The sequence below is a fragment of the Fulvivirga kasyanovii genome (assembly GCF_009711405.1).
GTDB classification, from domain to species: domain Bacteria; phylum Bacteroidota; class Bacteroidia; order Cytophagales; family Cyclobacteriaceae; genus Fulvivirga; species Fulvivirga kasyanovii.
Genome location: NZ_SMLW01000634.1, coordinates 1 through 13,687, shown reverse-complemented (window position 1 = coordinate 13,687; position 13,687 = coordinate 1). Strand labels below are relative to the sequence as shown.

At 43.5% G+C, this 13,687-nt stretch carries 12 protein-coding genes; 11 read left to right on the top strand and 1 reads right to left on the bottom strand.

Features of this window, described 5'->3' with window-relative positions:
- Position 1: 1 nt before the first annotated feature.
- The 6 genes from E1163_RS21800 to E1163_RS21775 all read left to right on the top strand — a co-directional run bounded on the left by E1163_RS21800 (position 2) and on the right by E1163_RS21775 (position 7,441).
- Positions 2-2,137 carry a tetratricopeptide repeat protein gene (locus tag E1163_RS21800; RefSeq protein WP_155174588.1) on the top strand — a complete coding sequence of 712 codons (2,136 nt, stop codon included), beginning with the start codon at positions 2-4 and terminating at the stop codon, positions 2,135-2,137.
- A 300-nt stretch (positions 2,138-2,437) separates the two neighbouring features.
- Complete coding sequence (gene pyrF, locus E1163_RS21795; RefSeq protein ID WP_155174587.1) at positions 2,438-3,256, top strand: orotidine-5'-phosphate decarboxylase; 819 nt, start codon at positions 2,438-2,440, stop codon at positions 3,254-3,256.
- Positions 3,257-3,260: 4 nt separating this feature from the next.
- Positions 3,261-4,538, top strand: a complete 1,278-nt coding sequence (locus E1163_RS21790; RefSeq protein WP_155174586.1) for a DUF2851 family protein — start codon at positions 3,261-3,263, stop codon at positions 4,536-4,538.
- Positions 4,535-5,806 (top strand): hypothetical protein, encoded by a 1,272-nt coding sequence (locus E1163_RS21785; protein WP_155174585.1) that lies wholly within the window; start codon positions 4,535-4,537, stop codon positions 5,804-5,806. The genes E1163_RS21790 and E1163_RS21785 overlap by 4 nt, the downstream gene beginning before the upstream one ends.
- Positions 5,807-5,849: 43 nt before the next feature.
- Positions 5,850-6,488 carry an acetyltransferase gene (locus E1163_RS21780; protein WP_155174584.1) on the top strand — a complete coding sequence of 213 codons (639 nt, stop codon included), beginning with the start codon at positions 5,850-5,852 and terminating at the stop codon, positions 6,486-6,488.
- 95 nt (positions 6,489-6,583) lie between these two features.
- Positions 6,584-7,441, top strand: a complete 858-nt coding sequence (locus E1163_RS21775) for a nucleoside phosphorylase (protein WP_155174583.1) — start codon at positions 6,584-6,586, stop codon at positions 7,439-7,441.
- Here the strand turns inward: E1163_RS21775 and E1163_RS21770 are convergent.
- Positions 7,438-7,686 carry a hypothetical protein gene (locus E1163_RS21770; protein ID WP_155174582.1) on the bottom strand — a complete coding sequence of 83 codons (249 nt, stop codon included), beginning with the start codon at positions 7,684-7,686 and terminating at the stop codon, positions 7,438-7,440. The genes E1163_RS21775 and E1163_RS21770 overlap by 4 nt on opposite strands.
- Before the next feature lie 337 nt (positions 7,687-8,023).
- Between E1163_RS21770 and E1163_RS21765 the strand changes: the two genes are divergently transcribed.
- From E1163_RS21765 to E1163_RS21745, 5 genes are all read left to right on the top strand, one after another.
- Positions 8,024-9,259: a M16 family metallopeptidase gene (locus E1163_RS21765; protein ID WP_155174581.1), complete on the top strand. Its 1,236-nt coding sequence runs from the start codon at positions 8,024-8,026 to the stop codon at positions 9,257-9,259.
- A 3-nt stretch (positions 9,260-9,262) separates the two neighbouring features.
- Positions 9,263-9,901 (top strand): O-methyltransferase, encoded by a 639-nt coding sequence (locus tag E1163_RS21760; protein ID WP_155174580.1) that lies wholly within the window; start codon positions 9,263-9,265, stop codon positions 9,899-9,901.
- Positions 9,902-9,907: 6 nt separating this feature from the next.
- Complete coding sequence (locus E1163_RS21755; protein ID WP_155174579.1) at positions 9,908-11,905, top strand: LysM peptidoglycan-binding domain-containing protein; 1,998 nt, start codon at positions 9,908-9,910, stop codon at positions 11,903-11,905.
- A 249-nt stretch (positions 11,906-12,154) separates the two neighbouring features.
- Positions 12,155-12,535, top strand: coding sequence for a response regulator (locus tag E1163_RS21750; protein WP_009581197.1), 381 nt, complete (start codon positions 12,155-12,157; stop codon positions 12,533-12,535).
- A 50-nt stretch (positions 12,536-12,585) separates the two neighbouring features.
- A complete protein-coding gene (locus E1163_RS21745; RefSeq protein WP_155174578.1) occupies positions 12,586-13,530 on the top strand; it encodes a DUF3078 domain-containing protein in 945 nt (314 codons plus the stop codon).
- The last annotated feature ends 157 nt before the right edge of the window (positions 13,531-13,687 follow it).

Here is a 13,687-nt window from a genome sequence, read left to right as displayed (position 1 = left end):
TATGACATCATCATTCAACACCTGTATAGATCAGGCTAAAAATGCATACAAAAGCCGGTTAGCAGAAGATATGCGCGCCGCATTGGTTGAAGCAAAAGACATACTTAAGCAGGCAGAACAGGACAGCGAGCCCCTAGAAGCAAAAGAACAGGCAACCTATATCCGTTTGTGGATGCTGTACCATGGCAGGCAAAAAACAAAGGAGATCTATAGCATACTAAAACAGCATTTGACAGAGCTGGAAGACCTGGGCCTGGCAACCGCTGACGATTACCTGCAACTGACCCGGCTGATAGATTGTCAACCGGAAGACTTTGAGAAAATCATCCCGCTATATCCGGAAAACCACCGGTTGATCCTCGATCTGGGGAAATATTATTTACACCAAAAAGACTTTGAAAACGCCATACTTTGCTTCCGGCAGGTGCTGAAATGTTATGCAGGGCATCATCTGGCCCTGGCCTGGTTATACCAAAGTCAACAGCAGTGGCTCATAAGTCATTGCGGTGCGGATCTTTCGGGTTTTAATGAGGCTAATCCGGATAAAGTACTGTCCATGGTTCATGATATGGCAGACAGCAAACTTTACCTAGAGCTACTGGAAAAGTATAAAGGAATAACTCAGGCCACAGAACCAAAACACCAGATTTATGCAGCAACCGCTTATGCCCGCATGGGACAGTGGGAAGAGGCATCGAAGTTATGGAATGCACTCCCAGAGGATGCGGACCTGCCAGTTGATGGTGTGCTGATCCGGGCCGAATATTATAACCTGTCAAGGCAGTACTCCAAAACCATTACACTGTTGAGTGATTGGGTGGAGCGCGACCAGCCCCAAAACCATAAAATACAAAGCTTACAGGAGCTGCTGACTGCATGGCAATCTGATACTGGCATCACCATATACCAGCAGCTAAAGGTGTGTATCCTGTTAGCAAAGGCCTTACTCCAAACTGAAAAACAGGCAGAGGCTATTCAAACCCTGGAGAAGGCTTTGGCTTTAAAAGCCGACGATCCTGTTGTGTTGCAAGAGGCAGCCAAAGCATATTTTGTCACCGGCGAATTTGAAAAAGCTATTGAGCTGATGAAAAAGGCTCGCCGCAATGGCCTCCAGGAGAAATTCTTTCTGAGCACTATGGCAGACTTTTATTTTCAGTCCGGGGACTGGCAAAGTACGCAGGCAGTGCTTGAAGAGTATCATAAAAGGGAAATGCCCATACCCCAGACCCTGTACCATGCAGGAGTGGCTAACTATCACCTGGGCAATTTTCAGAAAGCATACCACCTGTTGTCACAATGCATCCTTGCCGGAAAACATGACTACAGAGCCAGCGCTTTATATTACAGAATACTGCTGCTAAGGGCAAACCATAAGTTTAATGAGGCCATTAAGGATATCATGCAACTTTTGCCCTATTACTCCAACGAAAGTGCAGATTACTGGCATATCATGCTGCTTTTGGGAGATATGGCCTATTACCTGGGAGATTATGACCACGCTTATGAATACCTTATAAATGTACATGCACGCGTCCCGCTCAAAAACCCACACCGGCTGTATCTGCAAATGCTGATTCATCAGGGCCATGGCAGAGGACAGGAACAGGCTGTGGATATTGAAAAACTGAGCGAGTCTACATTAATAGAGCAGCCAAAAGATGCCACCGAATTTGTGCATAATGCCAATGTATACCAACAGCTAGGCCGCCAGAAGGAGGCTTCCACGGCATTTGAAAAGGCCGCCGAGGCAGGATATGCACCGGAGCTACATTACAAAAAGGCATTTTATGCAGCCTTTGAAGCCGAAGACTACGATCGCGTAATACGCCTGTATGAAAAGATCCAAACCAGCAATCCAGCTTTATTTAACCAGGACCTCTATTCCAGGTATGCCTTTGCTTTGTTTAAAAAAGGTGATTATAACGGGACGATTGAAGCATACAAAACTTTACTATACACTTATCCTGCTATATCTGCCGATGAGGGTATACTGATGAAATGGGGAAGAGTGATCACCGAAGCCTACTACCTCGCAGGAAACTATGATGAAGCAGTACGCCACGCCAGTATCATGCTCAGCAAAATGAAACAACCTGACGAATGGTACATTAAACTTCTAAAAAAAATAGAAGTTTAGTCTTGAGTTCTTAGTCATGAGTATTGAGTAGATAAGTTCTGAGTAGGAGGAAGAAAGCCTGCAAAAGTGTATGTCTCAATACTCAATACTAAAATCTCAATACTACTTTACAGTCTTGAGTAAAAGTAGGACAAAGGTGAAGTGATGTGTCTAAATCCTAAATTTATAATCTCTTGAGCTTAGCGAGAAATATTGAGAAAGGAGGAAGAAAGCCTGCAAAAGCGTATGTCTCAATACTCACTACTAAAATCTCAATACTAAAAATAGGCATGTTCATGAACATATTTTTATTTTTGTTCCATGAACAAAGCCCAGCTATTTCAGCAAATACAAAAGAAAAACTCCTACCTCTGCGTAGGATTGGATACAGACCTCTCTAAAATACCTGCACACCTGCTTAAACTGGAGGACCCTGTCTTTGAGTTCAATAAGCAGATTATAGATGCCACCAAAGAATATGCAGTAGCCTATAAACCCAACATAGCCTTTTACGAAGCCCTGGGCCCAAAAGGGTGGGAGAGCCTTGCCAAAACGTTGGAATACATCCCGCAGGACATATTCACCATAGCCGATGCCAAGCGTGGGGATATTGGGAATACATCTAAGCTGTATGCCAAAGCTTTTTTCGAGACCATGGACTTCGACTCTATCACGGTGGCTCCGTACATGGGCGAAGATTCCGTTACACCCTTTCTTGAATTTGAAGGTAAGTGGGTGATACTCCTGGCTCATACATCAAATGCCGGCAGCAATGATTTTCAACTGCTTACCGACAGGGAATCCGGGCAGGCTTTTTATGAAAAGGTGATTTTGAAGAGCAGGGAATGGGCAAACCCTGATCAACTGATGTTTGTTGTAGGCGCTACAAGAGCCGATAAAATAGAAAAAATAAGAGAACTTGCTCCTGATAATTTCTTTCTTGTGCCTGGTGTCGGCGCACAGGGGGGGAGCCTTGAAGATGTATCAAAGTATGGGCTGAACAAGGAATGTGGTTTGCTGGTCAACTCGTCCAGAGGTATCATATACGCTTCAACCGGTGAGGATTTTGCCGAAGTAGCCAACCGTGAAGCCTCAAAGATCCGACAGGACATGGCCGTTTACATGGATAAATATATGTAACCGCATGCAGGAGTCATTTTTACACTTCGTTTGGCAGTACCAGTATTTTAATAAAACAGCCCTTTTAACTGCCGACGGGGCAAAAGTCAATGTAATTCACCCCGGCATGCACAATACCGATGCAGGGCCGGATTTTAAAGAAGCCATCATTCAAATTGATGATATCGAATGGAGAGGCCATGTAGAGCTGCACGTCAATTCGGCAGACTGGACTTACCATAAACACCACACTGACCCGGCCTACAACAATGTGGTTTTGCATGTGGTCTGGCAAAGCAATCAGGAAGTCAAAAGAGCAGATGGCTCCATATTGCCCGTGATAGAACTTCAGGGGCTTATCGATGAAAGAGTGATCTTTGATTACAAAAAACTCATCAACAACCCATCGGAAGTGCGGTGCGAAAAGCAGTTGAAACAAATCTCTGATGTCACCTGGCTGTCCACACTGGATAAAGCTTTGATGGAGCGGCTGTCCGTGAAAGCCGGAATAGTTAAGGCTCTTTACGTAAGTAACCGCAACGATTGGGAGGAAACCGCCTACCAGCTTCTGGCCAAAAACTTTGGCTTTAAGATCAACAGTGAACCCTTTGAGGTCCTGGCAAGCTCACTTCCTTACAAAATCATTAAAAAGCATGCAGATAATCCTTTCCAGGTTGAAGCCATGGTCTTTGGTCAGGCGGGGTTATTGAATCAGGAGTCTGAGGATGAATATGAGCAGGCGCTGTTAAAGGAATATAATTTTCTGAAACACAAGTATAACCTTACTGACCGGCTACAGGCCATGCAGTGGAAACTACTGAGGCTGCGCCCGGCTAATTTCCCCACAGTGCGCCTGGCCCAATTTTCAAAGCTATTGAGCGAAATGCCTTCCCTTTTTCAGAATTTACTGGAGATAGGTTCAGCCAAAGACCTTCAAAAACAATTCAGGGTGCAGGCATCAGAATATTGGCAGCACCACTATCAGTTTGGAGTACATTCTGATAAAAAGGTGCCTTCCCTCGGTAGCAGCAGTGTTGAAAATATTGCCATCAACACGGTAGCACCCCTGCTGGCGACCTATGGCCGTTATAATGATGATCAGGTTTTTGTTGACCGGGCAGTCTCCTTGTTGCAGGAGGTAAAAGCAGAGAAAAACCGCATCATCAATCATTGGTCTGCTCTGGATATCCATGTAGCTACCGCCTTTGATTCACAGGCGTTGATCCAGCTTTATAACGAATATTGCGCCAAAAGAAGGTGCTTGTCCTGTAACGTAGGAGCTTCTTTAATCCGGCAACGGTGAATTGGCTCATCTACATATTTGATGTTGCCGTTTTATTCCTGCTGGCCTGGCTCCTGATGCGGAAATATGAAGGCTCTCCCTTAAAAAAGGTTTTTGTTCCCGCGCTCCTGCTTAAGCTGATGGCCGGCATCATGCTGGGGCTTTTATATACAAGCTACTACTCAGGCGGCGATACCTGGGTGTACCATCAGGAAGCTGTTAAACTTACCACGCTTTTTGACAACAATGCGGCGGATTACTTTAAATTCCTGTTGTTCTCCCAGGGTGATGTTCTGGGTTCCATGCAGTATCATGGCCAGCCCCGAGCTTTGTTCATGGTTAAAGTCCTGAGTGTAGTTAACCTGATTACGGCAGATAATTACTGGCTTTCCTCTATGTTTTTTTCCTTTTTCAGTTTTACAGGCCTGTGGCTGCTGGCTGATCGCCTTACGAGGGTTTATGAAAACAGGCGACTGGCAATTGCCTTATCCGTGCTGTTCTTTCCGTCTGTTCTATTCTGGAGTGCAGGTATCATCAAAGAGGCCCTGGCTGTTGGGGCCATGGCATTTATAATACATTCATTCCTGGGCTACATTTTCAGGTATAAAAACTTTAACGCGCACATACTGATAGACCTGTTGATGCTGTTTATTTTATGGAACACCAAGTATTACTATGCAGGTCTGCTGATACTTTTTATCACCGCCATAAGCCTCACTCTCTACGTTAAAAAGAAGTTTGCCGTAGTTGGCCGCTCTCCGGCGTACCAGTTATCCATATTTGGGCTGCTTTGCGTACTATGTCTTTTAGTTGCCACTTCTTTACACCCGAATTTTTACCTGCACCGCCTCCCTTCCGTTATTTATGATAATTATCATGCATTTATTGGAAAAGCAGGTGTCAATGACATTATCTATTATTATTCACTTGAACCCAACTGGCCCAGTATTTTAGTGCATTCGCCCAAAGCCTTGCTTTCCGGTCTTTTTCGCCCTTTTCTTGGAGAACGAACCGATTTGTTAAAGGTAATTGCAGGGGTAGAGAACCTGTTTATATTTCTGCTCACCATCAGCGCATTTTTTAAAATTCCACGTAAGCTGGCCGATGAAAACAGGCTGTTGTTAGTTGGTGCTATTGCCTACAGCATGATACTCTGCATTTTCCTGGCTTTGTCAACCCCCAATTTCGGGACACTCATAAGGTATAAAACAGGCTTTCTGCCTGTCCTGATATTGATAGTGACCTTAAATAATCCGCTGATAGAAAAATTGAATAGATTGGTTAAATAAGGTTAAGCACATAACTTTGCTGTTCAAATCTTAAAGAAATACTATGAAGAATCCGGTGATCATATTTGGCGCAAACAACCTGGGACGCGCTGCAAGAGATATATTTGAAAGTAACGACATTGTAATTTACTGTTTTCTCGATGATGATGCCTCACTCCACGGCACCGAGCTGGATGAGATCAGTGTACTTGGCAAAACCGACGATGACGGTTATTTGAAGCTTATTGGCAAAAAGTGCGAAGCTTTTGTGGCGGTTGATGAAAACAAGTACAGGAAAGGCATTGTAAAAATGCTCAATGAGCGCAGAAAAGTGATGCCGGTCAATGCCATTCACCGGGCTGCCGTCATAGCAGAGACTGCTCATATAGGTCATGGTAATTTCATCAACATGGGCGCTAAAGTTGCCGACAATGCCAAAGTATCCAACCACTGCATCCTGCATACCAATGCCGTAGTAGACTACAGCGCAGAGATCGGTGATTTTGTGCAGGTAGGAGCAGGAAGTGTAGTCAACTCAGGAGCAGTGGTAGGCGATGAGGTCTTTATTGGCTCAGGGGTTACCATTGTAGGAGGTGTTAAAATAGGCAAAGGAGCGAGAATTGGTGCCGGCTCGGTGGTGATCAAAGATGTGAAGGCCGGAGAGACCGTATTCGGTAATCCCGCCATGCCAGTCAATGCCTGATGATGTCAAACATCGTTGATAACGGTTATTTAATAATAAAAAATTTCTTTATCACAGCTAAATAGCTATCTTTTGAAGCTTTAATGCTTGTATAAATGGGAAAAATTCCGGAATCCGAACTCATCCTTAATAAGGACAAGAGTGTTTATCATCTTAATCTAAAACCAAACCAGATCACAGATACCATAATTACTGTTGGCGATCCCAGCAGGGTCTATATGGTGAGCAAGTACTTTGATGACATCGAGTTTGAAATGAACAGAAGAGAGTTCATTACTCACAGAGGTACCTATAAAGGGAAAAAAGTCACGGTGATAAGTACAGGTATGGGCACAGATAACATCGAGATATTTTTTACCGAGTTAGATGCCCTTGCCAATATTGATCTGCGTAAGCGTGAAATTAAAAGCCGAAAAAGGAAGCTGAAAATAATAAGGGTGGGCACATCCGGGGCCTTACAGGAGGATATACCTCTGGGCTCTCACCTCGTGTCAGATTATGCCGTAGGCCTCGATACACTTATGTGCTTTTATAATTTTCCTCAGGAGGGCAAGGAAAAAGAGATCGGAGAGAGGCTGCAGGAGCAGATCGGGCTACCTTTTACCCCATACGTTGCCCAGGGGTCGCAGACTTTAAAGGAGCAAATAGGTAAGGACATGATTGTAGGCAATACCGTAACATGCCCCGGCTTCTATGCCCCGCAAGGCCGGAAGATACGGCTTGATCTACAGTATCCAAAGCTGATGGAAACCCTGAATTATTTTCATTATGATGATTTCTGGCTGACAAATTTTGAAATGGAAACCGCCGGATATTACTCCCTCGGTCGTATGCTTGAGCATGAAGTGCTGAGCGTAAATGCAATCATTGCCAACAGGATCCAGAACAAGTTTGCCAAAAACTCAACAGAAATCGTAGATGACCTGATCAAAAAAGTGCTGGATCGTATCTAACGGGTTTTCATACTCTTCATGTCCAGTATTTGACGTTTTGCAAATGAAGGGTCATAATTATTATAAAAGCCGGAGAGGATCTTATGCGCAATATGTGAAATGATCAGTTCCTCATCGGCTTTGCCTTCTTTGCCAATCCAGTAGACCCGCTTGGGGTGCTTCTTCATGTCTTCCACATATTCGCGAGCCTTGTTATACTGCTCCTGGGTGTAGTTTAGGATAAAAGTTGTTTCTACTGTTTCCATTTTCTTATAAAATTTTAAGTAGCATCTACTTCTAATACAATCACTATGCCAGTGAAAAGTTCCTTTTCTGGCCTTAAATGAAGGTTTATCTCATTCATATTGCCCGTTGGCGGTCGTTGATGTTCGCTGATGGGATGATCCGTAACTTTGGGGCAGGCCGGATTTCCAGTGAGATGCTGAACTTGCGAAACTGTGTTCGACAGACATCTATTAATAGCAATCGGCAAAAGCAGTTGGCAAACCCTGACTAATAATCAGCCATTCAGATTCTGGCCCCTCTATTAATGTTCCTAAACGGATTTTTTCTTGTAAATTTGCCGCTTGACGGACTTACATAATGGTTGATTACGAGATGCACACCCTGCCAAATGGGATCAGGGTTTTACATAAACAGGTTGGCAATACCAAAATTGCACATTGCGGCTTTATGCTGGACATAGGCAGCCGGGATGAAACAGAAGAAAATCAGGGTATAGCCCACTTTTGGGAGCACATGGCCTTCAAAGGCACTCGCAAAAGGAAGGCTTTTCATATTTTGAATCGCATAGATTCGGTAGGTGGGGAAATTAATGCCTATACCACCAAAGAAAAAATCGCCTTCTACGCCTCCGTTCTTGATAATTATTTTGAGAAGGCAGTGGAAATACTTTCCGACATTACTTTTGATTCCGTTTTTCCTGAGAAGCAAATTGAAAAGGAACGAAATGTGATACTGGAAGAGATGGCCATGTACTATGACAGCCCCGAGGATGCCATTCAGGATGATTTCGATAACCTCGTTTTTCAGGGGCATCCGCTGGGCATGAATATCCTGGGTACGGCAGATAGTGTAAGGTCATTTCACCGTGATGACTTCACCAGATTTATAAAAGCCAATATTAATACCGAGCGATTGGTGTTTTGTTCGGTGGCAAACCTGCCTTTTAAGAAGGTAGTTAAGCTGGCGGAGAAGTACTTAAAAGATCTGCCCGCCTTTGCAGCAGGCAGGGAGCGCACACCCTTTACCGGGTATAAGCCGGCGATTAAAAAAGTGACACGTAACCTTACCCAGGCGCAGTGTGCTATAGGCCGCGGAGATGCCTATGCGGATAGTTCGGTAAAGCGATTGCCATTTTTCATGTTGGTCAATATATTGGGAGGCCCCGGTATGAACTCCCGGCTCAACCTGGCGCTTAGAGAGAAGCACGGCTTTGTTTACTCCATAGATGCCAGCTATCAGGCATATACCGATACCGGCCTGTTTGGGATATTTTTCGGTACCGAACCTAAACAACTCAACAGAAGTGTTCGTTTGGTTAAAAAAGAGCTTCAAAAGCTGAAAGAGAAGCCATTAGGTATAAAACAGCTACATACAGCCAAGGAGCAGCTCATGGGCCAGTTAGCGATGGCCGAAGAAAATAACATAAGCTTGATGCTTATGATGGGAAAGAGTATATTGGATAGAAATAAGATAGAATCTCTCGACGAGATCTTCAATAAAATAAAAAACACAACAGCAAAAGAACTACAAGATCTGGCCAATGAAATGTTTGATGAAAATCAGATGAGCCAGTTAATTTTTTTACCTGATTAAAATATGGATTTTTTAAGCGAAGAGTTACAGCGTTACGTTGAAGAGCATACCACACCTGAAACAGAACTTCTTCAAAAACTGAACAGGGAAACCCATGCCAAGGTGATGAAGCCCAGAATGTTGTCGGGGCACCTGCAAGGGCGCATATTGTCTACTTTCAGCCACATGATCAAGCCGGAAAATATCCTGGAGATAGGCACCTATACCGGTTATTCAGCGATTTGTATGGCTGAAGGACTCCGGGATGGCGGGAAATTGTACACCCTCGATATCAATGAAGAGCTTGAAACTATGGTAAGAAGCTACTTCAAAGAAGCGGGCGTGGAAGATAAGATCGATTACCGTATTGGCAATGCCCTCGATATCATCCCCGGCCTGAATGTTATGTTTGACCTCGTTTTTATTGATGCCGACAAGGTTAATTATTCCAATTATTTTGATTTGGTTATTGACAAAGTGAACGCCGGAGGTTTTATTGTAGCCGATAATGTACTCTGGAGCGGTAAAGTGGTGAATGAGGGAAAAACAGATAAAGACACCCAGGTCATGCTTGATTTTAATTCAAGGATGCATAATGACGAACGTGTGGAAAACGTTCTTTTTCCTGTAAGAGATGGATTGATGGTAATGAGAAAACTTTAAATATCAATGTCAGTAAGAATACTGCTTGCCCTGATTATTTTAATTCCTGCGGGGACTTTTGCCCAAGGCCCGCGCGTACCCTCAAGAATGGAGTTTGCAGGAATTAAGCTTCGGATAATGGATGATGCGCGTCAGGAGATCCAGAAGGATGTGGATGCGCTGACCAAAAGCCCCAAGTACTTCAATATTAAAGTAGAACGTGCCAAAACATACTTCCCCATTATTGAACGTGTTTTCAGGGAAGAAGGCCTTCACGATGATTTCAAATACCTGGTTCTACAGGAAAGTGCCCTGATCCCCGATGCCGTATCAGTTTCCGATGCCGTGGGGTTTTGGCAGTTTAAGGATTTTACTGCCATGGAAGTGGGGCTTCGGGTAGATAAGCATGTGGATGAGCGCATGAACATAGAAGCAGCATCACGGGGTGCAGCCAAATATATGAAGAAGAACAACGAGTTCTTCGACAATTGGCTCCATGCCTTACAGGCCTACCAAATGGGAGCGGGAGGAGCCATGAGAGTACTGGGCAAAGGCCATGAAGGAGCTAAATCCATGGTGATCAACAAAAAAACATACTGGTATGTAAAAAAGTACCTTGCCCACAAGATTGCCTTCGAAGATGCCGTTTCCGGTCCGGGAGAAACAAAACTGATAGAATACCATAACGGGAAAAACAAAACATTAAAAGATATATCCGAAGAGACAGGAATAAGCCTTGACCAGCTCGAGGACTACAACAAGTGGTTGAGAAAAGGCAAAATACCTGATGATAAGGCATATACTGTAGTGCTTCCTGTCTCTAAGCTGGACAATATCCAGTTGGCAGCGTTTGACACCGAACCTAAAATGGAGGAAAGGAGACAGATAGAATATCACTTCCCCCTTAAAGATAACTTCCCTGCCATAGAAGACTTTAAAGAAGCCAGAAAAGGACACATTGTTGAGATCAATGACCTGCCCGGCGTAATCGGGGCACAAGGAGATAAAATTATCGATCTGGCCAAAAAAGGCGATGTAGACCTGAGTAAATTCCTGAAATATAACGACATACAGATCACTGACCCTATCATAGACGGCCAGGTTTATTATTACAAGAAGAAAAGAGCCAAGGCCCAGGCGCATTATTATGTGGCCCAACCGGGCGAAACCCTGTGGTCGATCTCCCAGAAATTTGGCCTGAGATTAAAGAAGCTGATGATCAAAAACCGGATCAGAGAGGAGAAAGAGCTACAAGCCGGAAGAGTACTCTGGCTGAGGTACATCAGGCCGGCCCGTATTGATATCGAATACAAAGAAGTGGAGAAACCTCCTGTGGAAGAAATCCCTGAAAAAACGGAGGTCATCTATGCCAATGCATCCACCAAAAAAGAAGAGGCAAAGGCAGAAATGTCAAAAGCAAAACCCGAGGTTAAAACGCCCGAAACCACTGAGACAACCCCTGATGACACTCAGGCCCCGGAGATGGCTGAGGTTGAGCAGGATTCAGTCACTTATGCTTCTGGCCAGGCAGTAGAAGAGGCAGAGCCGGAAGACGAAAGCCTGGCAGAAGATGAGCCTGAGTACGCAGTGGAGGCAGAAAATATAGAGGAGAAAGTAGAAGAAGAGCAGGAGGAAGACCTCACAGAACAAAATGTACATAAGGTGCATGTGGTTGCCCCCGGCCAGACGCTTTACTCTATTTCCAAGTTGTATGACGTGACGGTGAAGGAACTTCTGGATTGGAACAAACTGAAAATTTCAGATAAGCTCAGTGTAAACCAGAAACTACTGGTTATGGAAACATTAAAGCCCGAGACTACCAACCAGGAAAGCAAGGGGAATGATGAAGCACAGGTGGTTCAGGAGGTTTATAGCTACCATACCGTCAATCAGGGCGATACTATTTATAAAATAGCCCGCTCTTACAACGTAACTATAGAAGAATTAATGAGCTGGAATGATATGAAGGATTTTTCGATCAGTCCGGGAGAGAAGATAAAAATCAAGAAAAAGCAGGTCAACTAAGTTATAGGGTTGTGCCGGTTTCTTGATGAATTGGATGCTGACAAGTGACATTATGAAGAGGTTTTAATCCTCTGACTTTTATCATAAGAAAAAAAGTATTTAATTGTTATGTTTGCAAAATCAGACCGGAAAGAACAATATTTTTATGTTTTGGTCTGGAATTTTCATTCAAATTTGTACTTTTAGAAATAGTAGATTATTAAACTAAATTTTAGAAAGTTGACTGACTCTAAAGCGATCGATTTAGTAATGCTTGTTGATGATAATGACACTGATAATTTTATCAGTAAAAGAATTATCGAAATCACAAAATTTGCTAATAGGGTTGAGGTGAAAAATTCGGGCAAGAGTGCTCTGGATTATTTAAGAGAAAATCAGGACAATGTTGAGAACCTCCCAAATCTTATATTTTTGGATATCAACATGCCGATAGTAGATGGTTTTGTCTTTTTGTATGAGTTTGAGAAATTCAACGACTTAATAAAGGACAAGTGCAAGGTGATTATCCTTTCCAGCTCTGATAATAAAAGGGATATTGATAAGATCGTTAATAACAACCACGTTATTAAATTCATCACCAAGCCACTTACTGAGACAGCTCTTGAGGAGGTTAAAATAAACAATCTGTAAATATCTTCGTTTTAATCATAATCTGATTTTAACCTCTTAAGATTGAATAAATGAAATACAAATCTTTGCCGGCACGCGCATGTGCTGGTGCAATACTGCTTTTTATTTCCTTAACAGGATTCAGCCAGACAGATACTACAAAAACAGATACCACCTACTGGAAAAAAGACCTGAGAACCGGGCTGAGCTTCAATCAGGCTTCGTTTTCCGACAACTGGCAAGGTGGTGGAGTCAACTCCATCGGGTTAAATACCTTCTTCAACTATAAGGCCAACTATCAAAAAGATATCCATTCATGGGACAATGAAATAGACATGGCCTATGGTATCATCAAAAACGAAGGACAGAGTAGCCGAAAGTCGGTTGACAGGATTTACCTCGATACCAAATACGGCCGAAAGCTTTCCTCCAAATGGGACTTCTTCACTTCATTGTCCTTTTTATCACAGTTTGACAAAGGTTATGAGTATGATGTAGAAGACCCTGATACCGGTGAGGTTTACGATAAACTTATCTCCAACTTTATGTCACCGGCATTTATCACCTCCTCCTGGGGTGTGGAGTATCATCCGGTAAGCTACTTTAAAGTGCGTTTTGGTCCGTTCTCTCCACGAGTGACAATTGTTTCTGACGAAGATGTAGCCGTTAACGGAGAGGTGGAAGGTGAACCCGCACGATACGGCGTGCCTGTAGGCGATAAAACCCGGTTCGAATGGCTGGCCTTCCAGATGGTGGCCGATTTTAACAAGGACATAGCCAACAACCTGAACCTGAAATGGAAATACATACTCTTTGCCAACTACGAAGAACTCGAATTCAGAAAAGTTGACCATAGACTGGATGTCTCCATAACCGCCAAAGTCAACAAATTTATAGATGTAGGCCTGGGAGGTATAATGATCTACGACTACGACCAGGTAGACGAAGTCCAAATCAGCCAGGCGCTCAACCTCGGTGTGGTTTATAAATTCAAGAACTACTCAGATAAAAAATAGCAAGAAGGCCCGGTCAGGGCCTTTTTTGATATACTTACTTTTGACTTATGTGGACAATTAAATTTTAAGTGGTTGAACACTTAAATCTTTCAACCGTACTAACTCCCCCTCAATGCTATTAAATTAAGGCCGGAATGTATTCATATGTGGTATCGAT

What these genes read in the sequence shown, in the direction of transcription:
- E1163_RS21750 (WP_009581197.1), top strand. Translation starts at nt 12,155, where the DNA reads ATGCTTGTTGATGATAATGACACTGATAATTTTATCAGTAAAAGAATT.
- E1163_RS21765 (WP_155174581.1), top strand. Translation starts at nt 8,024, where the DNA reads ATGGTTGATTACGAGATGCACACCCTGCCAAATGGGATCAGGGTTTTA.
- E1163_RS21770 (WP_155174582.1), bottom strand. Translation starts at nt 7,686, where the DNA reads ATGGAAACAGTAGAAACAACTTTTATCCTAAACTACACCCAGGAGCAG.
- E1163_RS21775 (WP_155174583.1), top strand. Translation starts at nt 6,584, where the DNA reads ATGGGAAAAATTCCGGAATCCGAACTCATCCTTAATAAGGACAAGAGT.
- E1163_RS21760 (WP_155174580.1), top strand. Translation starts at nt 9,263, where the DNA reads ATGGATTTTTTAAGCGAAGAGTTACAGCGTTACGTTGAAGAGCATACC.
- E1163_RS21755 (WP_155174579.1), top strand. Translation starts at nt 9,908, where the DNA reads ATGTCAGTAAGAATACTGCTTGCCCTGATTATTTTAATTCCTGCGGGG.
- E1163_RS21790 (WP_155174586.1), top strand. Translation starts at nt 3,261, where the DNA reads ATGCAGGAGTCATTTTTACACTTCGTTTGGCAGTACCAGTATTTTAAT.
- pyrF (WP_155174587.1), top strand. Translation starts at nt 2,438, where the DNA reads ATGAACAAAGCCCAGCTATTTCAGCAAATACAAAAGAAAAACTCCTAC.
- E1163_RS21745 (WP_155174578.1), top strand. Translation starts at nt 12,586, where the DNA reads ATGAAATACAAATCTTTGCCGGCACGCGCATGTGCTGGTGCAATACTG.
- E1163_RS21800 (WP_155174588.1), top strand. Translation starts at nt 2, where the DNA reads ATGACATCATCATTCAACACCTGTATAGATCAGGCTAAAAATGCATAC.
- E1163_RS21780 (WP_155174584.1), top strand. Translation starts at nt 5,850, where the DNA reads ATGAAGAATCCGGTGATCATATTTGGCGCAAACAACCTGGGACGCGCT.